Here is a 23472-nt window from a genome sequence, read left to right as displayed (position 1 = left end):
ATTAGTGAGCGAAATCTTTTCATTAAAGGGATTTTTCTGATGTGTTTTTCTTTTTCAAAGTCGGCCTCCGCTGTGTTGGCTGCAATCGTGCTTGCCTATGCTTCTTCGGTGACGGCGGCAGACATCCCTGATGCGCCCATGCAAGGAGCCGCGGCTATCGATGCGCGTGAGCAGCTACGACAGCAAGAGCGAGAGCGCGCACTGCGAGAGCAGAACACCCCGCAGGCCGACGTCCGCCTGCGAATGCCTGACGCCGCGTTGCCGGGCTACCCGGCACAGGAAACTCCCTGTTTTACCATTCATCACATCGCGTTACAGGGTGAGGCTGCCGAGCAATTCCTGTGGGCTCTGGCATCTGCCGCCGATGCCAACGGCCGGTGCCTTGGCAGTCAGGGAATCATGGTTGCCATCAACAAAGTGCAAAATGCCATTCTTGCCAAAGGTTACGTGACAACGCGAGTGATGGCGCAGGAGCAGGACTTAACCCAAGGGATTCTTACGCTCACCCTTCAGCCGGGCCGTATCGGCGATATTCGTTTCGGTCAACCGGCGTCGTGGCGTGGGCGGTTGTGGAATGCCATCCCGGCATCGCGTGGCGATATACTCAATTTGCGGGATGTCGAACAGGGGCTGGAAAACCTAAAGCGTGTCCCCAGTGCCAGTGCGGATATTCAGATTGTTCCAGGAGAGCAGGAGGGCGCCAGCGATTTGCTGGTCAATTGGCAAGAAAAACGTCCCGTGCGCCTGAGTTTTGGGCTTGATGACAGCGGTTCTGAAAGCACCGGCCGTTACCTGGGAAACGCCACCCTGGCCATCGATGCGCCTTTCGCACAAAACGATCTGTTTTACGCCAATCTCGGCGGAGATATGTTTGCTCAGGGGCCATACGGCAATCGTTCTCACACGCTGAATTACTTCTTCCCGGTGGGCTATTGGGCGTTTTCGGCGAACTATAGCGACTATACCTACCATCAAAATATTCCCAACGCGAATGAAGTCCTGAGCTACGACGGGAAAAGCGACAACGTCGTGGCGACCGTCTCCAGATTACTTTTCCGTGATCAATCACACAAAACCACACTCAACCTGCGGACCTACCGCAAATACGCCACCAACTCCGTGAATGGCATTGAGATCGAACAGCAGCGCCGCCGCACCGCGGGCTGGGAGCTGGGCGTCAATCAGCGCAGTTACTTCGGCGATGCCACGGTCGATGCCAATGTCAGCTGGCGTCGCGGGACGGGCGCATTCGGCGCGACGCCTGCGCCGGAAGAAACAACGCATAGCGGCAGTGCGCGCACGGGATTGCTGCTTGGCGACGTGAGTATCAATCAGCCTTTCTCCGTAGTCGATCAACCTCTGCGTTATTACACCAGCGTGCGCGGGCAGTGGAGCGCCAATGCCTTAACCCCACAGGAGCGCCTGGCTATCGCTGGGCGTTACACGGTGCGCGGCTTTGATGGCGAGCAGATGTTGTCCGGCGAGCGGGGGATTGTCTGGCGTAACGAATTAGGCTGGAACATCCGATCTCGGGGACATGAACTCTATTTGGCACTGGACTATGGGCGCGTGGGCGGTCCCGGCGCTCGCGACCTGGTGGGGCGTCAACTGGCTGGCTCCGCCGTGGGGATCCGCGGGGCTCTTTGGCAGCAGATCAGCTATGACCTGTTCGCGGGCGTGCCGCTCGTGAAACCCGACGCTTTCCACACCTCCGGCGCGACCGCAGGTTTCAGTATCAACGTTGAAATCTGATGCTCGTTAGCGGGAGCGCCGCCATTTTGTTTTTCCAGGGATTACCCTTTTTCACGGAAGGATGTCATGAACAAACATTGTTACCGTCTTATTTTTAGCCGCACGCACGGTGAGTTACGCGTGGTTTCCGAACTGGCGCGCAGTTGCAGCAGCGAACCGGGTCAGACCCGGGGGCCGGGCGCCGCGCGTCTGTGGGTGACGGTACGCCGTGCGTTATGGATGCTGGGGCTGGCGTTGTTCGCCAGTCCGACGCTCGCGGCGGGCATCGTGGCGGATAACGGTGCGGCGGCGGGCCAGCGGCCCGATGTCATTGCCACGCGGAATGGTCTTCCTCAGGTGAATATCACCGCGCCGAATCAGGCCGGAATATCCCACAACCAGTACAGCCAGTTCGATGTCGATCAGAACGGGGCCATTCTGAATAATTCGGCGGCGATGACCTCCACCCAGATGGCGGGGATGATCCAGGGCAACCCCAACCTGAATGCCGGTAGCGCGCCAGCCAAAGTCATCCTCAATGAAGTCAATAATACTAATCCCAGCCAGCTTCGCGGCTATATGGAAGTCGCGGGCGGACGCGCTCAGGTCATCGTGGCGAACCCGGCGGGGATCGTTTGCAACGGCTGCGGGACGATCAACGCGGGGCGTATGACCCTGACCACCGGCAAACCCCAACTCAATGCGGATGGGAGCCTGGCCGGTTATCAGGTTGAGCGTGGCGTCGTGCGCATCGAAGGCGGCGGGCTGAATGGCGATTCCCGGCATGATACGGAGTATGTCGATGTGCTTGCCCGCGCCGTTGAGGTGAATGCAGGCGTCTGGGCCAAAGAGAAAGTCAACGTCGTCGCAGGCCGCAACCGTGTCAGCCCAGACGGTGAAACCGTCGTTCCTTCCGCGGCATCGGATGAGGCGAAACCCGAGCTGGCCATCGATATGGGCCAGATGGGCGGGATGTACAGCGGCCAGATTCATATGATAGGCACTGAAGCGGGCGTCGGGGTGCGCAATCAGGGCGGACAACTACAGGCAGGCAAAACGCTGACCGTCAGCAGTGAAGGTCGACTGGTCTGGCAGCCTGCCCAGCAAGAGGCCGTGACGCAGGCGGGAGAGTCCATCACTCTGACGGCCAATAATGATATTGAGCACGATGGAAAATTACACAGCGGCGGCACGTTAAATGTTCAGAGCCGGGCGGGCTCGATTAAGCAGTCCGGCACCCTGGCGGCGGTAGGCGATGTCCAAATCTCCGCCACGGCGGGAATTGAAAACACCGGTCACCTGTTGGCAGGCAGTGACGCCAACAGTGCGCTGATACGTGAGGCCGATCTCACGCTTACCAGTCAGGGAGAGGTGCGCAGCAGCGGCAGCCTGTTAAGTCAGAAAAATGTCGCGTTGTCCGGCAAGCGCGTTGATATCAGTCAGGCGCAGCTTGCCGCCAGGCAGGCGACGGTCACCGCCCAGAGTGGCGGTGTCGGGCTGCAGCAAGCCAAAGTCGACAGTCAGCAGTTCACAGTCGATACCTCTGGGGATATCGACGCCCGCCAGGCACAGGTCAAGTCGGGAACCTGGGCCGTGGGCGGCAATAACCTGCTCAACCAGCAGGCGGTTTGGGTGCAGGATGATGCCGGAGAAAGCCGCTTTAACTTGAACGGCAAGCTTGATAATGCGCAGGGGAGTATTGAGGCGAACAACCTGAGTCTCTTGACCGGAGCGCTTGATAACCAGAGTGGTCGGCTGGTGTCGCTCGATAACCACGCACGGGAGTGGCAGGTTGGGGGATTGCTGAATAACAGCGATGGCGAGCTGGGCAGCAACGGCGACCTGGCGCTCAATGTCGGCACGCTGAAAAATCAGGCGGGTGCGGTTAAAAGCCTGCAGGCGCTGCGAATGAACAGCGCAGGCGACGTGGATAACACCCGCGGCACTCTCCTGGCGGGCACAGCGCTAAGCCTTGAAACGGGTCAGTTCGACAACCGCTCAGGGGTGCTTGGCGGGGAGCAGCTACAGCTCACGGCCCAAAGTTTGAACAACGCGCTTGGGCAGGTGATTAGTCAGCAAGATCTTCAGCTTATCGCGCATCAGGGGTTGGATAACCAGCAGGGCTTTATTGGGGCCGGGCAAGATCTGACTGTTCAGACCGAAGGCGACTGGAACAACCAGGGCGGCGCCGCGCAAAGTGAAACTCTGATTAGCGCCACGGCAAACAACGTGAATAACGACAGTGGCAAGCTTTTATCCGGCGACCACCTCTCGCTGAATGCCGCTGGCGGCGTCAACAACCAGGCGGGTGAGATCAGCGCGACGACGGTTGAACTCGGCGCGGCGAATTTCTCGAATGAAAAAGGGAAGGTCATCGGTCAGCGCTCGCTGGCGGTGAACGCGGCAGAGGCGCTGAACAATGCTCAGGGGCTACTGTCCTCCGGCGAGAAACTGGTACTACACACTGACGGGCTATTGACCAATCGGGACGGGGAAGCCAGCGGCGGTGGGCTTAACGTAACGGCCGGACAGCTCGATAACGCGCAGGGTAACGTAATCGCCGGACAAAACCTAAACCTGCATGTTCAGGGCGGCGTGGATAATACTGCCGGACTGCTCGAAGCCGCCGAGACTCTGGAAGTCCAGACCGAAAGCGACTGGAACAACCAGGAGGGAACCGCGCAAGGCGGAGGCCGGGTGGTCGCGACGGCCCGCCACTTCGACAATACGCAGGGGCGGCTACAGTCAGGCGGCGCGTTATCACTGAACACGGCTGCCGATGTCATCAACCAGTCAGGTAAATTAACGGCTCAGGACGACCTCAGCTGGCAAGGCGCACCGACCAGCTTACTGAATAATGACAGCGGTTCGTTACAGAGCGGCGGCGATCTGGTTCTGAACGGCGGGCGTCTGAGCAACCGCCGGCAGGGCGTGGTACTGGGCCAGCAAGCGCTTGTCTTCGAGTTGTCATCAGACTGGGATAATCAGGGCGGTCAGTTGACCAGTCAGGGGCCGGCCGCGCTGCGCGCCGCTAATCTGTACAACGCGCAGGGAACGGTTAACGCGTTGGGCAGTCTGGATATGCAACTGACGGAGACGCTGGATAACGGCAGCGGCCGCATTTTCAGTCAATCTTCGCAAACGCTGGCGGCAGAAGACATCCTGAATGACCAGGGGTGGATGGGCAGTCAGGGGGAATGGCGCGCCAACGCCGCCCGCTTTGACAATACGCAGGGCAGCATACAGGCGCAACAGGGCGCACAGCTGACGGCGGCGGCGTTGTCTAACCGTCAGGGGACATTGCAGTCCGCCGCAGACATGACCTTGAGGGTGGCGGGCGATATCGATAACCGTGGGGGTAAGGTCAGCGCGCAGCATCAGCTGAATGTGCGAGGCAACACGGCGGACGATAGCACCGGCGCCGTGAACAATGCGGGCGGGCAGTGGCTGGCGGGAGAAGGCTTAAGCCTGACTGCGCAAAGGCTGGATAATACGCAGGGCGGTTTGTTGTATAGCCAGAAGCGGCTAAATCTCAATATAGGAACGCAGCTCGATAATCGGCAAGGCAAGCTGCAAAGCGGTGAAACGCTGACGCTCAATGCGCAATCCCTTCAAAACGAGGGCGGCACGCTAGACAGCCAGCAACAGCTGGTGCTGAACACGTCGGGGGAACTCAGCAATCAGGGGGGAGCGGTACGCAGCAATGGCGACCAGCGCATGACCGCCCGTCATGTTAACAACCAGCACGGGGTCATCAGCAGCCAAAGCGGCCTGACCCTTAACGCTCCGCTGCTGGACAACGCGGGCGGAACGCTCATTAGCCAGGGCGTGGGGACGTACCACGTCGATACGCTGAATAACCAGCAGGGTAAAGTGCATAGCGGCAATGCGCTGACGCTGACCGGGAGTCTGGTCAACAATCAGGCGGGACAGCTGGTTTCTACGCAAGATTTTGTCCTCAACGCCGCACAGTTGAACAATAGCGGACAAGGGACCATCAGTAGTCAGGGCGCGCTGGATATCCGAAGCGATACGTTGAATAACCGTGATGGCGGACTGATCTTAGGGACGACGCGCACAGGGGTGACCGCGCGTGAAGCGGATAACACAGCAGGGCGCCTGCAAAGCGCCGGGGCGATGACGCTGACAGGACTGACCCAGTTAGACAACACTCAGGGACGAGTGATCGCTAACGGGCCGCTCAGCATTCATGCTCTCAGCAATCGTCTGACGCGCGCGGCTTCTGCGCTGTCGGTATTGAACCCCAACGGATTCATGCAGAGCGGGGCATCGCTGGCTCTTGATGCGCTCACTTTGAATAATCAGGGCGGTACGCTGCAGAGCCAGCAGGCGTTAACCCTCAGCGTACAGCAGGATTATACCCATCGCGCGGGCGACACCTTGAGCAGCAACGGCGCACTGACGCTGTCCGTCGCCGGCGTCTTGACGAACCTGACGGACTGGCTGCTTCCCGGCGACCTGACCTTAAACAGCGCTCACTTCAGCAACCAAGGCACATTGGTCGGTAAGTCGATGCAGGTCACCACCGGGCAATTGACCAACCGTGGACGGATTGAAGCCGACGCGATGACGCTCGACTTCGATACGTTGGATAACCCGAATGCGGTGATGGGCGACAACCTGACCCTCCGTGGCCGCGTCATTGACAACTATGGCTCGGGGGCGGTGCTGGCGGCCACCCAGTCGCTCCATTTACGCGGTAATGAGCGTCTGACTAACCGTGACGGCGCCCTGATTTTCAGCGGCGGCAGCTTAAAGTTGGGCAGTCACGATCTCATCGAAAACCGGGCCAGCGCGATTGAGGCGGACGGCAATGTGACGGTCGATGCGCAGCGGTTGGTCAACGAGCGCGTGGGGCTGAACATCGAGCGCGATGCGGAGTCCAGTAATTACCAATGGCAGCGCTACAACTACTTCTGGCGTTCATATGACTTAACGGTCAACACTGATAAGAACACCGTGGCCCCCGTCACGCAGTCGCTGACGTTCCAAGATGAGGCTGCGGCGCAAAGCAATCCTTACGGCACGATTCTGGCGATTGATGCAGCCGGCAAGCGTGCGCAGGTTCGTGTGAAAAACACGTCTGGAACGTTAACGGACATGTGGGTCAATTACCTTGCCCTGCAACCGAATGCGGACGGCAGCTATGCCATGACGTTTTATCAAACCACGGGGTTCTGGCAGAGAGCGGTGCCGACGCCTTACCAAAATACCGTCTGGCGCGAATTTAACCGAGGCAGGCTGGAACAGTGGGACCCGGAAAAGCACATCGATATTTACAGCGCGCCGAACGTCACGGACTACAACAACCTGCGTGAGCGTACGGTGACCGGCTCGCTCACGCGTGACAGACTGATTGCGGAAGGGACCGGCGCCCGAATTCTGGCGGGCGGCGACATGACGCTGCGTATCAACGGCTCCTTGCTCAATGACGCCAGCGTGATTACCGCAAATGGCAATCTGGGGATTGAAGGGGGCGGCAACGTTGATAACCGGGGATACTCCGTCAACGAACATCGCACCGAAGTGATTGCCGACCACTACGACAGAGATACGCGTCACTGGTATCCCACCACAAACTACGATGCCACTACGGCCCTCACGACGATCGACGGCATCATTTCCGGTCAAGGAAAGGTCGCCATCACCGCGGCGAATATGACTAATACGACTGTGGATCAGGCTCAGATCAGCAGCGTGGAAGCGGCGCTGAAAGCGGCCGAGGCGGAAAGGGCGGAGTGGGAGCGTAACCCGCTGGCGTTTAGCGTTGAGGGCGTCGACGGTCAGCAGGCTAACGTGGCGCTAGCCCCGGGCGGTAAAGCCACGGCCGGAAGCCCATCGGGATTAGGCCGACCGCTGCTGCCAGCCGAAGTGGCGCTGACGGCTAAGCAATATGTCGGCAGCGTCGCGACCTCGATTCCGGACAATGGTCTGTTCCGCCAGAATCCGGCGACGGGCAGCCCTTATCTGGTGGTCACCGATGAACGGTTTACCAGCCGCACGCAGTTTGTCAGCAGCGATTATCTGCTGTCGCAGGTAGGGTATGACCCGTCGACGGTGCATAAACGTCTGGGTGACGGATTCTACGAACAGCGATTGGTGCGGGATCAGGTGCTGAGTCTGACCGGACGTCAGTCCGTTCAGGGTGAAGATGCCATGGCGCAGTACCAGAATCTGATGAACAACGGCATCAAAGTGGCGCAGGACTTTCATCTGGTCACGGGCGTGGCGTTGACGCCGGAGCAGATCGCCTCACTTCAGCAGGATATCGTCTGGATGGTTGACGAGACGGTCGAGACGGCTTCAGGTCCGCAAACCGTTCTCGTGCCTAAGGTTTACCTCGCTCAGTCCACACTGCGCCTGACAGGTGATGGCACGCTGATTGCCGGTGGCGAACTGGATCTCTCTGCGGACAGCATCGCGAATGCGGGCAATCTGTTCGCCGACAAGGCGCTGAGCATCGATGCGGGGCAATTTTCGCATCTGAGTGGCGATATCAAGGCTGACAGCATTAACGTTCAGGCGGAAAGCCTGACTATGAGTACGAATCTTCAGGACGCCTTGCGTCAGGCCACCCTAAGCGCCAGCGACATCAGCCTCAGCGGCAACGACATCCATCTGCAGGGCGCCAAGCTTGACGCGACGAATAACCTTAGCTTGAGCGCTCGCGATAATCTGGACATCAGCGCGGCGAAAAGCAGCTTCAAGTCTGATGGGTTGGAAGTCATTTCCGGTGCGATGGGCAATCGAACCAGCGACGGTATGGAAGAAGCCGGTGAGCGTATGGCGACACTCAGCGGGGAGTGGCAACAGGCTCTGGGGAGCGAGCTGAAGGCCGGGGGCAATTTGTCGCTCAAAGCCGGCCAAGATATTACGCTGCGCGGCAGTCAGGCCAGCGCGGGAGGGCAGCTAGGCGTGCAAGCGGGCGGCGATATCAATTTGCTGGCGGACAAATCCACCAACACCACCCACCTTGAGGCCAACAGCAGCACGTCGTCAGTGAGCAATAGTCGGGAGGAAGATCGTCTGCTACTCAGCGCAATGAGCGGCGCCAAGGGGGTCACCTTGATCGCAGGCAAGGATTTGCTCGCGGAGGGCGCTCAGGTCGACAGTACGGAAGGTCGGGTCGGCGTCAGTGCGGATAACGTCACGATTAAAGAAGCGCATCAGCTAACGAATGCTTTCGACAGCGAAGACAAACAGGATGGGAGGACGAAAAGTCAGCGCATGATTGATAGCGCCAGCGATGCCGTGGTGGGCAGCACCTTTAGCGGGCAGGGCGGCGTGACTGCGATTGCGCGTGAAGGCGATCTTGCCGTTACCGGCAGTACGCTGCACAGCGAACTGGGCGCGATTGCGCTACAGGCCAGAAACGATGTGGCGATAAACAGCGCAACCGAACAAGAGTCTGAACGCCTTGAAGAGCATTCGCAGAAAAAAGGCTTTTTGAACAAGAGCACCAGCTCCACGGTACAAGATGATAGCTTCACGACGGAACGAGGTTCGCTGCTGAGCGGTAACAGCGTCAGCGTGAATGCGGGGAATGATCTGTCCGTCAGCGGCTCGGCGATCGCAGCCGACCAAGATGTTGCACTGCGGGCGGGCCACAACGTGGATATCTCTGCCGCCACGGAAACCGAGTCTCATTATCTGCTGGAAGAAAAGACCAAGAGCGGTCTGATGAGCGGTGGCGGTATCGGCTTTACCGTCGGTAAGCAGTCGACCCGTCACGAGGTTGACGAAAAAGGAACGCTACAGAATCAGAGTTTCAGCACGGTGGGCAGTAGCCAAGGCAATGTGAGCATCACCGCTGGCGATAAACTGCATATCGGCGGGGCCGATCTGGTGGCAGGCAAAGACCTCAGCCTGAGCGGCGACAGCGTTGAGATTGACTCTGGCCGCGACGAAGTCAATCGCCATGAGACCTTTGAATCGAAACAGAGCGGCTTTACGTTAGCGTTATCCGGCACGGTAGGCAGCGCGCTGAACACGGCGGTGAGTACGGCGCAGAAATCGAGGCAGGAAAGTGATAGTCGACTCAGAGCGTTGCAAGGCACGAAAGCGGCATTGAGCGGTGTTCAGGCGGCTCAGGCCTGGGATCACGATAGTGCGGTCACGGAATCAGCTAATGCGCAAAACGCCGCGGCAGGCGTGTCTTCGGACGATCCTAAAGCAGCACAGGGCTCTACCAATACGATCGGCGTGACCTTGTCTTATGGCAGCCAATCGTCGAAAAGCGAAACGCACAGTGAAAGCAGTCAGGCGCAGGGCAGTACGCTTAATGCAGGTCGTCATCTCTCGATTACAGCGACAGGCAACAAGAACGGTGAGGAAAGTGGCGACATCTCCATCGCCGGCAGTCAGTTGAAGGCGGCTGGTGATATGACACTGGATGCCGCCAGAGACATCAACCTGTTGTCAGCCCAGAATACGGAGAAAACCGTCAGTAAAAACAGCAGTCAGGGGGGCAGTGTCGGCGTCGGCATCGGTGTGGGCTCTGGCGGATACGGCATTACCGTATCCGCCAGCGTGAACAGCAGTAAAGGTCATGAAAACGGCAACGGACTGACGCACAACGAAACGACGTTGGATGCGGGCAGCGGTATTAATCTTACCAGCGGACGTGATACAACCTTGAAAGGCGCACAGGTCAATGGTGAGACCATCACCGCCGACGTGGGGCGTAACCTGACGCTCACGAGTGAGCAGGATAGCAACAGTTACGACGCCAAGCAGCAGAGTGTCAGCGCGGGAGCCAGCTTCACCTTTGGTTCGATGACGGGCTCCGCCAGCATCAATATGTCTAAAGACAAGGTGAACAGCAATTACGACTCTGTGAAGGAGCAGACCGGACTGTTTGCCGGTCAAGGTGGCTATAACATTACGGTCGGCAACCATACCCAGCTTGATGGCGCAGTGATAGCGAGCACGGCGGACAAGGACAAGAACCTGCTGGATACGGGGACGCTGGGCTGGAGCGACATTCATAATCAGGCCGATTACAAATCGGAGCATCAAAGCGCGGGCTTCAGCAGCGGTGGTCCGATAGGTGCCAATCTGATGAGCAACATGAGCGCGTTGCCGATAGGCAATGAGAGCAGCAGCGGACATGCAGAGGGCGCCACCAAGGCGGCGGTGAGCGAATGGGGATTGATAATCCGCCATCAGGCCGACCAGTCTCAGGACGTGTCACAGCTGAATCGTGATGCGGAGAACGCGAATGAAGGCGCCATCGACCCGATATTCGACAAGGAAAAAGAGCAGAAGCGTCTGCGACAGGCGCAATTGGTGAGCGACATCGCCAGCCAGTCGCTAGATATTTATAATACGTACGAGTCGACGAAAGCGACGCATTCTGAAACGGATAATAGTGTTAAAACCGGAGTGAATGCGGTGGTCCGTGCGTTGCAGGCCTTGGCGGGGGGAGACATCAAAGCGGCGCTGGCGCAGGGAGCTGCGCCGTATTTGGCGGAGAAGGTGAAGGAAATCACGACGGATAATGCGGATTACAGCACGCTGACGGAAACGCAGAAGCTGAACAACTTGATGGCGCATGCGATACTGGGTGGGGTGGTAGCAGAGCTTAGCGGCGGTAATGGCGCAGCGGGAGCCATAGGCGCGGCGACAGGCGAGTTGGCGGCACCTGCGATAGCTTTGGTATTGTACGGCACATCGGACAGTAAAGAGCTGACGTCGCAACAGAAAGATAATATTAGCGCGTTGGCGACGCTGGCCTCTGGTATCGCGGGGGGAGTGAGCAGCGACAGCACAGCGGGTGCAGCGACGGGCGCGCAGGCGGGTAAGAATGCGGTGGAGAATAACTCGCTGTCGGGTGACAAAGCCCGCGAATCCGTTAAGCAGAGCGCCGAATACTGGAAAGAGCAGATCCGGGATAAGCTGGGTAACGGGACAACTTCTTCCATGGCGAACGGTATTATCAATGCCATTGCGGATACCGGGGACACCGCGATAGGCTCCGCAGATTATGTTGCAGACACAGCGATGGCGCTGGCTTCCTGTGCAACGGGAGATGGTTACTGCGACAAAGCGCTGAGTGATTTATCGGGTAAGAATCAGGCGGTGGCAGACAGCGTTAAAGCGCTGATGCAGAGCGAAACCTGGTCAGCGGTTGCCGATACCATCAAACAGGCGTCTGAAGGCAATCAGGCAGCGCTGGAAGCCACGGGCGGGATGCTGGCCGGGATTATATTACCGGGTAAGAAGGTGCCGGGTGCTACTGATATAGGGAAAGCGGAATCAGTTAGTGGAAATATTATTAAGAATGATATTTTAGATAATCCAAGGGTGGGGGCCGGTGAAAAAGGCACTGGTAGTGGAAACAAAATAGACCAACTGTCCAATAAAGTTGTTACTGATATTGATGGAAAAGAGATCTCTATTTATCCGGATAAAATCAAACCAACGGCTACTCAGGAGTTTCCTTCAGTTCCTAAGTCTCATGGGTTTAATGACATTGTAGATAACTATGCGGGTTCTGCTGTTAAAACCCCATTGAGTAACGGCGCAACTCTCTATCAGTTAGAGGGCAGTTTGAATGGCGTACCTGGGCGATTTGAGTGGATACTGGATCCCAAATTAGGTGGAGTTAGCCACAGAATGTTTGTTTCTGGCGGCACAATTAATGGAGTACCATCAAAGCCATGATAGAAAACGTATTTTTAATGGCAAACCAAATGAAGTTGGTTGACTGGGGAATGATTTTGCTTGGTGCTGAAGGGATCGCATCAGATAAGTTGTCCGCTTCTGATATTAGCAATTTTGCATGCAATGAAATTGCAAAAAACGATGGTGTTCAAGGCGATTTATTAACAGCAATATCTGAAGTGGCTTTTTGTTCTGATATTACTGAGGAAGTGAAGGGTTATTTAAGATTTATATGTGATGAAAAAAATATAGATCTCAAGTTATCGCGCAGAAAATGGAGATATCTTGCGCTATGCCTAACGATGCAGGAATTGCCTGATGATTGCGTATATGGTCTTCTGAAACTGAATGAATTTTGGCTGTTTTGGGGAGAGGATGCCGGAACACCAAATATAATACAAGGTGTTGGAAATAATTTATCACCTACAGAATATTACACTGATGAACAATATAAAGTAGCTATTAAGCATCATCAAGAATGGCTAGAGAAAGAAAAACAGGAAGTGTTAAAAGGTTAAAAAATCCCGGTCCCTAAAAAGGCCGGGATTTTTTGCCTGTCACTCAGCCACAATGCGTATCACCAGTTGCCCGTGCTCAACGGAGATAACGACCGGAGTATCCGTCCCAAATCCCACGGCTTCCAGCCAGTGGCCTGTAAGGTGCAGGCTGGGGCTGCGGCTGTAATAGCGGGTCATATCGTTGCGGTCGGCGTGGCGGCGGCTGACATAGCCGACCTTCAGGTGTCGTAATGCTTGGGGTGTGGCGGGTTCTGACTTATGATGCTGCCTAGCCATAATTAACTCCTAATCAGTTAGTTGTGGTGAGCGTCGCTGATGGGGTGCAACCCGTCAGCGACGCGTTAAATCCTGTCTCTGCTACTCTTCTTTAACCGTCTTCCTGGCGGAGTCCCAGCGTCGGGACTGGTACTTGATAATCAGACTCTCCAGCACTTCGCGGACTATCGCCTGCTCGTTCTCCGGCAGCTGGCTGACGGCCTCAAACTGAAGCGTCAGCGTGTCGCTCGGACCACGTTCATGTTCCTCAAACAGCAAGTAATCGGTACTGACATGCAGCGTGGTTGCAATCTTCTTGAGTGCATCCAGCGACGGCATGGCCTGCCCGCTCTCGTACTTCTTCCAACTGTTAACATGCAGGCCGACAGCATCAGCCATTGCCTGCTGGGACAGGCCGAGCTTTTTACGTAATGCGTTTAACCGGACAGGTAATGACATAGTGAGCAGATACCAGTGAGATGTCGTGCGCATGATATTACCCCCTCGAAAAAACAGCACTTGCCAAATATACATCATGATGTACCATATTAAAACATATATATGGTCTTGACGTGTTTTTTACAGGAGCGACGGAATGGGACGAATGACACCGGCAGAACTGGCGCGGCTCAAGCGTGAGGTGTCGCTGCTGAGTGTGGCGCAGGGTCAGGGGCATCGGCTTAAAAAGCAGGGCGATGACAGCGTGGTGTGCCTGTGTCCGTTCCACCGGGAGAAAACCCCGTCCTGCGTCATCACGCCGTCAAAGAGCCTGTATCACTGCTTTGGCTGCGGGGCGTCGGGGTCGGTGCTGGACTGGCTTCAACACACCGAGAAACTGACCTACCCGCAAACCCTGCTGCGGCTGCGGGAACTGGCCGGTAATCCTTCTTCTTTAGCCGCCGTGCCGGTATCGGCTTTGCCGCCGGTGGCGCGTACTCCACTCGCCGATCTGGATGATGACGGGCAGGCGCTGCTGCATCAGGTTATCGACTTCTATCACCACAATCTGCTGGACAACCCGGAAGCACAGCAATGGCTGGTCAGTCGCGGACTGAACCATCCCGAGCTGATAAGCCACTTCCGCTTAGGGTTCGCGGGTCATCACGGTATCGGCGGCAGCGCGGGGTTATTGCCCTCCACCTCAAGTCTGGAGGGAAAACGGCTGCGTGAGCGGCTGGCCGGGCTGGGGGTGCTGCGGGCGACCACGCGACAAGACCACTTCCGGGGCTGCGTGGTGATGCCGGTCGTGGGCTGGAGCGAGTCGGCCAATGTAGCGCAGCGCGGGCGGGTGTTGCAGTTGTACGGTCGCCGAACCACGGCGGACTATGCGGTGAAAAAAGGCGCGGCGAAGCATCTGTATCTGCCGTCACCGCTGGCTGGGGTATGGAATGAGGAGGCGCTGAAGGCATCGTCAGAGGTCATCCTGTGTGAAGCGCTTATCGACGCGATGACCTTCTGGGGTGCGGGGTTCCGCAACGTGACCACCGCTTACGGAGCGAACGGTTTTACCACTGACAGTCTTGCGGCGTTGCAGTACCACGGGGTAAAGCGGGTGCTGATAGCGTATGACCGTGATGAGGCGGGCGACCGGGGTGCGGACAGCGTGGCGGCAGACCTGCTGGAAGCGGGTATCGAAGCATGGCGGGTGCGGTTCCCGCCGGGGCTGGACGCGAACGCCTATGCGCAGAAGAGCGGCAGTCCGGAGAGCGCGTTAGGGCTGGCGCTGGAGCAGGCGGCGTGGATGGGCAAGGGAACCGGGCCGGGTGCGGTGTTCAGCCATGAAACTGTTGCTGAAAGTAGCGTAAACCCTTCTTCTTTAACCGCCCCGGCGGAGCTGGTGCCCTGTGAACAGACAGAGGCGGGCGAGCTGTTGTTACGCTGTGGCCCACGGGTCTGGCGGGTGCGGGGCTGGCAGAAAAACAGCGTGGCTGAGGTGATGAAGGTCAACGTGCAGGTACGGGACGACTCAACCGGCGCGTTCCATGTGGACTCGCTGGACATGTACAGCTCGCGCCATCGTCAGGGGTATATCAGCGCGGCGGCGGGTGAGCTTGAATGTGAGCAGTCGGTTATCAAGCGTGAATGTGGCCGAGTCCTGCTGATGCTGGAGCAGAAGCAGGACGAGCAGCGGCAATCGTCAGCACAGACGGACGCGCCCGCCGCTGTCACTGTCTCTGCGGAGGACGAAGCGGCAGCGCTTGAACTACTCAACGCCCCCGACCTTGCGGCACGCATTATCAATGACCTCGCGTCCTGTGGCGTGGTGGGGGAATCGACCAATCTGCTGATGGGATATCTGGCGGCGACGTCGCGCAAGCTGGATAAACCGCTGGCTGTGCTTATCCAGTCATCGAGTGCGGCGGGCAAATCGTCACTGATGGACGCGGTGCTGGGGCTGATGCCGGAAGAAGAGCGAATCCAGTACTCGGCGATGACCGGGCAGAGCCTGTATTACCTCGGTGAAACGTCGTTACAGCACAAGATACTGGCTATCGCGGAAGAGGAAGGGGTGCGGCAGGCGGCGTATGCGCTGAAGCTGTTGCAGTCCGACGGGGAACTGAAGATAGCGTCAACGGGGAAGAACGAGCAGAGCGGCGAACTGGTGACAAGGGAGTATAAAGTGCAGGGTCCGGTAATGCTGATGCTGACCACCACGGCCATCGACGTGGACGAAGAGCTGCTGAACCGCTGTCTGGTGCTGACGGTGAATGAATCCAGAGAGCAGACGCAGGCGATACACGCGATGCAGCGTCACGGCCAGACGCTGGCCGGGCTGCTTCAGTCTTCAGAAAAGCAGTATCTGACGCGACTGCACCAGAACGCGCAGCGGCTGCTCAGGCCACTGAAGGTGGTCAATCCCTACGCTGACCGGTTGACGTTCCTGTCGGACAAGACCCGTACCCGACGCGACCATATGAAGTACCTGACGCTGATACAGAGTATCGCGCTGCTGCATCAGTACCAGCGGGCGGTGAAGCGGGTTGAGCACCGGGGCGCGGTTATCGAGTATATCGAGGTGGCGCAAAGCGATATCGCATTAGCCAACAAACTGGCGCATGAGGTGCTGGGGCGGACGCTGGACGAGATGCCGCCGCAGACGCGGAAGTTACTGGTGTGGCTGAAGGACTGGGTGCAGGAAACGGCGCAGTCTCAGGCGCTGAAAGCGGATGAAGTGAGGTTCACGCGGCGGGACATCCGGGCGGCGCTGGGCTGGGGTGATACGCAGTTGAAAATCCACCTGTCACGGCTGCTGGAGATGGAATACCTGCTGCTGTTCCGGCGCGGGCTGACGTATGAGTACGGCCTGCTGTGGGACGGGGAAGAGAACGGCGGGGCGCATCTGTGCGGGTTGCTGGATGTGACAGAAACGGTTCCGGTGAATGAGGGCGGCGATAACCGGTCGGGGTCAGATAAAAATCGGTCGGCCTCCGGTCGGGGTACGGTCGGTGGTCGGTCGGAGGGTGAAAAAGCGGCTTCAGGCCAGAGCCAGCAAGACTTAATGGGTGAACTGGTCGGGGTTGCTGAAAACGCAGTAATAAAGGGAAAAACGAAAGCGGGTAAAACCTCGCTGCCCGTGAGTGCGGAAACGGAGGCGCAGCATGACCAACCGTAAACCACGAGCGGGTGCGCTGCTGACGGTGGATGAGGTCTACCGTCAGCCGGTTGGTCCGGCCAGCGACCCGAAAAGCCTGTACGCGCTGCTGTTACGGTTCGTGGTATGGCGGCGGGAGCGCAACGGGTCGGAAGCGACGCTGAAGGTGCAGACGCATCACCAGTACCGTTTTATCCGGTGGGCGGCGGAGCGGGGAGTCCACTACGGCGCAGAGGTGACGCGCCCTGTCCTTGAGCGTTACCAGCGGCATCTGTACCAGTACCGCAAAAGTAACGGGGAGCTACTGAGTACCCGAACACAACGCACGGCGTTACAGCCGTTGCAGGTGTGGTTCAAATGGATGACGAAACAGCATCTGATACTGGCGAACCCGGCGGCAGACCTGGAGCTACCGAAGCTGGAGAAGCGGCTGCCGCGCACGATACTGAGCGTGGAAGAGGTGGAGCAGGTGCTGGCATTACCCGACCTGACGACGCTTCAGGGCATCCGTGACCGTGCGCTGATGGAGCTGCTGTGGTCAACGGGGCTGCGCAGAGGTGAAGTGGCGAAACTGGACGTCTACAGCGTGGATGGCTCAAGAAAAACGGTGACGGTGCGGCAGGGCAAGGGCAGAAAAGACCGGGTTATCCCGATAGGAAACCGTGCGCTGCGCTGGCTGAGCTATTACCAGCAGCAGGTGAGGCCGCGACTGCTGGTCAACCCGGACATCACGGCGCTGTTCGTGGCGCTGGACGGGGTAGCGGGGCTGACCGCGAACGGCATCACGAACATGGTAAGCCGTTACATCAAGGCATCGGGGATAGCGCAATGGGGAAGCTGTCACCTGTTCCGGCACGCGATGGCGACGCAGATGCTGGAGAACGGTGCAGACCTGCGGTGGATACAGGCGATGCTGGGACATGCGAGCGTGGAGAGCACGCAAATCTATACGCAGGTCTCCATCAGGGCGTTATCCGCCGTGCATGCGAGTACGCATCCGGCAGAGCAGCAGGACAGTGACGAGACCGGGCTGCTGGCCGACCTGATGGCGGACGAGGAGCTAGACGAGACGCCGATGTTGCCGGATAGCCCGAAAAAGTAGCTCACTCTCTTCATGGCCGCAGGACGGTGCAGGGCAAACGCCGCGCCGTCCGTGGCGCAGCGCTTGCCTTGTTCAGGTAAGGCGCTCCGGCGGTAAATGCCGTCCGGCCAGCACCAGACAAAAGCGTTCTCTGCAACAATCATTGCTGGCCGTTCATCATTCAACATAATGTGGCATTACGCGAAAGCCGCTGAACGCGGCCAACGCGCAACACACATTATGTCTACGCCGAGCAGGTGATGGGCGCGCTGCGGTCTTCCTCAGCCACGGTGAGCGGCTGGCCGCCGGGGTTCGGCTCTCTGGTGCGGCGTGGCGCACAGGGCTGCGCCCTCTGCTGTCGGCATCCTACTCGTTCTTCAGCATCCATGTCGTGGCCGCCGTCCCTGGCGGCGCAGGCACCGGCGTCAGCCCTCAGCCAACGTCAACATCAACCCCGAAAGGGAAGTCGGCCTGACGGCCTCCGCTGAAGGGCGTCACCTCGCCCCCGCCCCGCCCCGACCCCGCTGCGCTGGCTGCGCCCGGCTCGCAGTCGCAGGCTCCTTGCTCGTTGCCGTGCTCGCCATCTTCGCCCCGTGCGGCCCCCGCCGGGGGCCTCCCTGTTGAACATCCTCGCTTGCGGGCTTCGCCAGCCCGCACCCGGCAGACGCTTCGCCGTCCCACAGACAAGCTGCGGAACGGCCCCCGCCGCGCCAACCCCGACAGGCAAAACGACTAATGGCAGCGGCTGACGCCGCTGCTATGATGTGGCGGTTGCAGGCGGCAAAGTCACGGCGGGGCGGTAGCGTGCCGGGGGCCAAAACCGCGTTGACCCTGACCCAAAATCCTGCTCCATTCAGAAACAGAATTCCGGCATGATAAAAACTCCCCTGAATGGAGGCGGTGCCGATGAAAAAGTCACGATTCACTGAAGAGCAGATTGTTTTTGCCCTCAAGCAGGCAGAGCTTGGGACCTCTGTGCCGGACGTCTGCCGCAAGCTGGGGATCTCCGACGCCACTTTTTACGCGTGGCGTAAGAAATACGGCGGGATTTCGCCTTCAGAGCTGAAACACATGCGGCAGTTGGAAGAAGAGAATCTCAGGCTGAAGAAGCTGGTGGCCGACCTGAGCCTCGATAAAGCCATGCTACAGGACGTACTGGCAAAAAAGATCTGACGCTGGCACGTTTGCGCGAATGGGTCAGGGATTTGCAGGCCCGTTACGGAGCCAGCGAGAGGCAGGTTTGCTTTGCGCTACGCGTCAGTCGCAGCTCATTCCGCTATCGTTCTGTGGCTGCAGACGACAGCGCGCTGCGCTTGCGCATTCGGGAGATCACCGAAACCCGGGTGCATTACGGTTACCGCAGGGTACACGTGATGCTCAGGCGAGAAGGCTGGCGTGATAACCACAAAAGGATCTACCGGCTCTACAGCGAACAGGGACTGTCGCTGCGCCTCAAACGCCCACGTCGCCATAAATCCGCTCAGCGGCGTCAGCCGCAGCCTCAGGGGCTCTATCCGAACCACGTGTGGGGCATGGATTTTGTCTCTGACGCCTTATTCGACGGGCGTCGGCTGCGTCTGCTGACAGTCATTGACCTCTATACGCGCGAATGCCTGGGGATCTGCGTGGGTCAGAATCTACGCTCAGGTGAAGTTGCAGAGATGCTGAACAGCATAGCGCTCAAGCGACCTTTACCACTATTACTGAAAACCGACAATGGTTCTGAATTTGCAGGGAAAATGCTGGATAAATGGGTTTACGAACGGGGTATAAGGATTGACTTTTCGCGGCCCGGGACACCCACGGATAATGCCACGGTGGAGTCTTTTAACGGCAGGCTTCGGCAGGAATGCCTGAACGAGAACTGGTTCATGTCGTTGGAAGATGCGCGGTGCAAAATCGAGGCCTGGCGCATACACTATAATCAGGGCCGTCCCCATTCCGCGCTGGGATGGATGACCCCTGCTGAATTCGCCGAAAAATCTGCCGGTTGCCAGAATATGCAACCAACCTGAAGCCGGTTATTTCTGATTATGGGTGGATCAGATTTGGGGTCATGGTCAGAAGCCGGTTATTTCTGATTATGGGTGGATCAGATTTGGGGTCATGGTCACATTTCCACTAAGATAACGTGAAGTACCTTGATCCCAGTCTGTTGCAAACTTAGGTAGCATTTCACCAATCAAGCCAATGCAATACGCTGAGAACATATCTGCGGTACAAGGAACAATAAAGTAATCGGAACAGTAGAGGGCTGAACGAACTAATGTATTGAAAGATGGAGGTAAATCAATCAGTACATAATCGTACTTGATGTCGGTTGCTTGCTCAGCAGCCTGTGAAATTAGATGTGGCATCAAGAAACGATAGATGCTTGTACCTGCAATCAGATCTGTACCGACATTGAGTGTGTCTGAAAGGTTGTTAAGCCAAAAATCCCCTGCAACGATATCAAATTGTCCAGATCCTTGTGGCATGGGGTGTTTGGGATGGCTGATAATAACTTCGGGTTGTCTATTTTGCTGAATGTAAGGCTGCCCGAATGCTCGTATGGTCTGTCCAAAAGGTACTTGGGCATTTTTTTCTAAAAGCCGAGCAAAGTTCTCATCACCCAAAGTGGCTATAGAAAGGTTGCACTGAGGATCAAAGTCAATCAGTAAAACGGATTTGCCTTTGGCTGCTAAAGCAACGCTAAGGTTCCACGTAAGTGTAGTTTTACCCACACCGCCTTTGTTATTAAAAAGAGATAAAGTAACCATAACGTACTGTTGCCCCTAATTTTATCGTTTAGGGAATCACTTTAGCATAAGCTGGACTGGACTGACCCCCCCGCATTCGAACCCACCCTTCAACCAACAGGTGCATTTTGTTGATGCTTCATTGTTCGCGACGTTAAGGAGTTTATGATGAATCTGATTGATAATTGTACACCCCCGTCCAGTGATGTTATATTAAAATATAATATCTGGAGGTGCGCTATGTATACCACTCGTCTGAAAAAAGTCGGAGGATCTGTCATGTTGGCAGTGCCTCCCGCCGTGCTGAAAACGCTGGATTTGTCGCCGGATAGCGAGGTCGGCGTGACCGTTGATAATGGCTGCCTCATCATTGAACCTCAAAAACGGCCTCACTATTCGCTTGCCGAACTATTGGCGCAATGCGATCCACATGCCCAAGTAAGTGATGAAGATCGGGAATGGATTGACGCGCCTGCCACAGGGAAGGAGATCTTGTAAATGGACAGAGGGGAAATCTGGCTCGTTTCACTTGATTCCACTGCCGGGCATGAGCAAAGCGGAAAACGCCCGGTGCTTATCGTTTCACCGGCGCCGTTTAACAAAATCACCCGGTTGCCTGTGGTTGTTCCTGTCACCAGCGGTGGAAACTTTGCCCGAACGGCTGGTTTTGCCGTTTCATTGGATGGCACGGGAACGAAAACAACGGGTGTTGTTCGCTGCGACCAGCCCAGAACTATTGATATGGCGGCCAGAAACGGCAGAAGGCTGGAGCGTATCCCTGACAGTATCGTAAACGAGGTACTGGCCCGACTGGGAACAATCCTTACCTGATTTTTCTGTTAATTGAACAGGGCGCTGCAATAGCGCCCTTGCTTATTTTGACTGAATAATGTCCCGGCAGCGAACAACCTTTTCTTCCTCAAGATAGTTTTTACTTTCAGCAATCGTGGCGACGATATAGGTTCTGCCATGCAACAGGTTGTCTGCGGACAACACCTACGCTTCATGACCTGCAAGAAGCGGAGGCTGGTCGCCGGATACGGCAATGCCCCTGAAAACTGCCGAACCGCATCGCGGTCGGGGTCATACGTTACACACGACAATTTATTGCCACTGCTTAACGCTGCCGGACATTTCCGGACCTGCTGATTATCAGCGCCTCTAACCTTTATGAACTGCGACCTGCCGCGTGGCCGCAATCCTGCACCAGAATTTCAATTTTAATCACTGCGCCAGTCCAGTGCGTCACTTTAACCGCGCAAAGCGGGAAAGTGACGCACCAGCGCCTTTTGACTGCACCAGACAATTCCACTGCGCCAGCGTGTGGCGGGATTCTGACACCTTAATTCAATCCACTTTCACTCACAGGAGAACATGAACCGATACCGGAGGGGGATCAGGACGATCCGGGGGATAACCCGCGCAGGCGGGCGGCTGCTCAGAGAGCACAACCGAAGCCCCGCAACACCTCAACGGCTGCCGCCCCGGCGCTCAGGTATCGTTCGCAGCCCGACCCATCATTCAGGGCTATCGGCCTACGCGCCGGGGAAGGTTGTATCAGATTTTGGAGTTGCGGTAATCATGAAAGGGGGAAATGAAAAAAATGAGTTTTCTGGAGCAGGAAATGAAAACGCTGGCGCGGCAGGCGGGTGGCAGTCATAAAACCGTTCATGACCGTATGGCGCTGGCGCAGCGATTTTGTGAGCGCTTACTGGCGCAAAATGTGCAGATCCGGCGGGTGGAGCAACTGAAAGCGCGGCATATTGATAGTTACATTCGTGAACGGCTGGCGCAGAACATAACGAAACGCAGTCTGCAAAACGAAATGGCGGCGATCCGCTGTCTGCTGAAGCAAGCAGGGCGTGATCGATTAGCCACCAGTGAACGGCTGTCCAATAAATCTCTCGGCTTATCCGGAGCATTCCGCAACGGCACCCGGCAGGCCATTACGAAGGAGCATTATCGGCAGGTGCTGGAAACCGCTCGCGCAAAAGACGCCGGAATGGCGGCAGCGCTGGAGCTTTCAAGGTTGATGGGATTACGCTCGCAGGAAGCAGTGCAGTGCGCGCAATCGCTCAGAACGTGGAAACAGGCGCTGGAGCGTGGCGAGTCCTGGCTGACCGTAGTTTTTGGAACCAAAGGCGGACGGCCTCGCGAGACAATAATTCTGGACGCTGGCGCAGTCAGAAAAGCGTTGGAAAATGCGCTGGCTGTGGCAGAGAGCCGCAACGGTAGGCTGATTGATAAGCCCGACCTGAAAAGCGCGATGAAATATTGGCACGGTCAGGCTTTGCGTATCGGCTTGACTGGCGCATATTCCCCGCATTCATTGCGTTACGCCTGGGCGCAGGATGCTATCCGCCATTATCTGGCGCAGGGATTCAGTGAAAAAGAGGCACTGGCGCTGACGGCGATGGATCTGGGCCACGGCGACGGGCGCGGGCGTTATGTGGCGCAGGTCTATGGGCGTTGAAGCGAAGGATGATTTTTGTGCTGGTGCAGTCAAAAGGGAAAAGGCCGAAAGGGGAAAGGGGAAAGGGACGCTAAGGGTAACAGCGCCAAACCGGAAAGGGTCAAAGGGCTGAAAAGGTCGACACTGGTGCAGTTCGCTGTTTGTTCTGCAGGGTATCTGGTGCAGTTAGCCGGAATATCGGGTTCTGGCGCAGTGTCGTGTTGGCCGACAACCATCCTATGGTGCAGATTTTTATCGTCGCAATGACGATAAGCTTTACCTCAAAAATTACCCTTATTGATAGGTAACGACCTAAAAATATTCTGCCGGAATAATTTTAGGCGTTCCCCGATTGATCGTTAAAAATACGAAGGTAAAACCTTTCAGAAAGCAAAGAAGCAGATCCCGCTCGTCAGGAT

The 23472-nt window shown here is 57.1% G+C and carries 14 protein-coding genes; 9 read left to right on the top strand and 5 right to left on the bottom strand.

The window, feature by feature from the left end:
* Nucleotides 1-39 precede the first annotated feature (39 nt).
* The 3 genes from I6N93_RS12490 to I6N93_RS12480 all read left to right on the top strand — a co-directional run bounded on the left by I6N93_RS12490 (nt 40) and on the right by I6N93_RS12480 (nt 12935).
* Entirely contained in the window at nt 40-1752 is a 1713-nt protein-coding gene (locus tag I6N93_RS12490) for a ShlB/FhaC/HecB family hemolysin secretion/activation protein (protein ID WP_085687399.1), read from the top strand.
* A 66-nt stretch (nt 1753-1818) separates the two neighbouring features.
* Complete coding sequence (locus tag I6N93_RS12485; RefSeq protein WP_085687401.1) at nt 1819-12417, top strand: hemagglutinin repeat-containing protein; 10599 nt, start codon at nt 1819-1821, stop codon at nt 12415-12417.
* Nucleotides 12414-12935 carry a DUF2247 family protein gene (locus I6N93_RS12480; RefSeq protein WP_085687403.1) on the top strand — a complete coding sequence of 174 codons (522 nt, stop codon included), beginning with the start codon at nt 12414-12416 and terminating at the stop codon, nt 12933-12935. The genes I6N93_RS12485 and I6N93_RS12480 overlap by 4 nt, the downstream gene beginning before the upstream one ends.
* 39 nt (nt 12936-12974) lie before the next feature.
* Here I6N93_RS12480 and I6N93_RS12475 read toward each other — a convergent pair whose 3' ends face one another.
* Both I6N93_RS12475 and I6N93_RS12470 read right to left on the bottom strand, forming a co-directional pair.
* Nucleotides 12975-13211 carry a SymE family type I addiction module toxin gene (locus I6N93_RS12475; protein ID WP_085687405.1) on the bottom strand — a complete coding sequence of 79 codons (237 nt, stop codon included), beginning with the start codon at nt 13209-13211 and terminating at the stop codon, nt 12975-12977.
* An 81-nt stretch (nt 13212-13292) separates the two neighbouring features.
* On the bottom strand, nt 13293-13649 hold the full coding sequence (locus I6N93_RS12470; RefSeq protein ID WP_308198081.1) for a helix-turn-helix domain-containing protein: 357 nt from the start codon (nt 13647-13649) through the stop codon (nt 13293-13295).
* A gap of 136 nt (nt 13650-13785) precedes the next feature.
* Between I6N93_RS12470 and I6N93_RS12465 the strand changes: the two genes are divergently transcribed.
* Together I6N93_RS12465 and xerC are read left to right on the top strand one after the other, a co-directional pair.
* Nucleotides 13786-16803 (top strand): CHC2 zinc finger domain-containing protein, encoded by a 3018-nt coding sequence (locus tag I6N93_RS12465; protein WP_085687407.1) that lies wholly within the window; start codon nt 13786-13788, stop codon nt 16801-16803.
* Nucleotides 16790-17884: a site-specific tyrosine recombinase XerC gene (gene xerC / locus I6N93_RS12460; RefSeq protein ID WP_085687409.1), complete on the top strand. Its 1095-nt coding sequence runs from the start codon at nt 16790-16792 to the stop codon at nt 17882-17884. Before I6N93_RS12465 ends, xerC begins: the two co-directional genes overlap by 14 nt.
* Before the next feature lie 223 nt (nt 17885-18107).
* Here the strand turns inward: xerC and I6N93_RS12455 are convergent, their stop codons facing one another.
* On the bottom strand, nt 18108-18251 hold the full coding sequence (locus I6N93_RS12455) for a hypothetical protein (RefSeq protein ID WP_176222543.1): 144 nt from the start codon (nt 18249-18251) through the stop codon (nt 18108-18110).
* 44 nt (nt 18252-18295) lie between these two features.
* Nucleotides 18296-18544 carry a hypothetical protein gene (locus I6N93_RS12450; protein WP_139829925.1) on the bottom strand — a complete coding sequence of 83 codons (249 nt, stop codon included), beginning with the start codon at nt 18542-18544 and terminating at the stop codon, nt 18296-18298.
* A gap of 225 nt (nt 18545-18769) precedes the next feature.
* Here I6N93_RS12450 and I6N93_RS12445 point away from each other — a divergent pair.
* Nucleotides 18770-19878 (top strand): IS3 family transposase gene (locus tag I6N93_RS12445; protein ID WP_373853693.1). Its coding sequence is split into 2 segments (ribosomal slippage): nt 18770-19031 and nt 19031-19878, totalling 1110 coding nucleotides; the frame shifts between segments, so codons are not numbered across the junction.
* A gap of 66 nt (nt 19879-19944) precedes the next feature.
* Here the strand turns inward: I6N93_RS12445 and I6N93_RS12440 are convergent.
* Nucleotides 19945-20622: a ParA family protein gene (locus tag I6N93_RS12440; RefSeq protein ID WP_197669156.1), complete on the bottom strand. Its 678-nt coding sequence runs from the start codon at nt 20620-20622 to the stop codon at nt 19945-19947.
* A 219-nt stretch (nt 20623-20841) separates the two neighbouring features.
* Here I6N93_RS12440 and I6N93_RS12435 point away from each other — a divergent pair, with 219 nt between their 5' ends.
* The 3 genes from I6N93_RS12435 (at nt 20842) to I6N93_RS12425 (ending at nt 23074) form a co-directional block, all read left to right on the top strand.
* Nucleotides 20842-21099, top strand: coding sequence for an AbrB/MazE/SpoVT family DNA-binding domain-containing protein (locus I6N93_RS12435; protein WP_085690044.1), 258 nt, complete (start codon nt 20842-20844; stop codon nt 21097-21099).
* The gene (locus I6N93_RS12430; protein WP_085690046.1) at nt 21100-21432 is read left to right on the top strand and encodes a type II toxin-antitoxin system PemK/MazF family toxin; all 333 of its coding nucleotides are present in this window, start codon (nt 21100-21102) and stop codon (nt 21430-21432) included.
* A gap of 772 nt (nt 21433-22204) precedes the next feature.
* Nucleotides 22205-23074, top strand: coding sequence for an integrase domain-containing protein (locus tag I6N93_RS12425; RefSeq protein ID WP_085690073.1), 870 nt, complete (start codon nt 22205-22207; stop codon nt 23072-23074).
* The last annotated feature ends 398 nt before the right edge of the window (nt 23075-23472 follow it).

It is taken from the genome of Lonsdalea populi (genome assembly GCF_015999465.1).
In the GTDB taxonomy this organism is placed as follows: Bacteria; Pseudomonadota; Gammaproteobacteria; order Enterobacterales; family Enterobacteriaceae; genus Lonsdalea; species Lonsdalea populi.
This window is presented reverse-complemented; position numbering and strand designations above follow the sequence as displayed.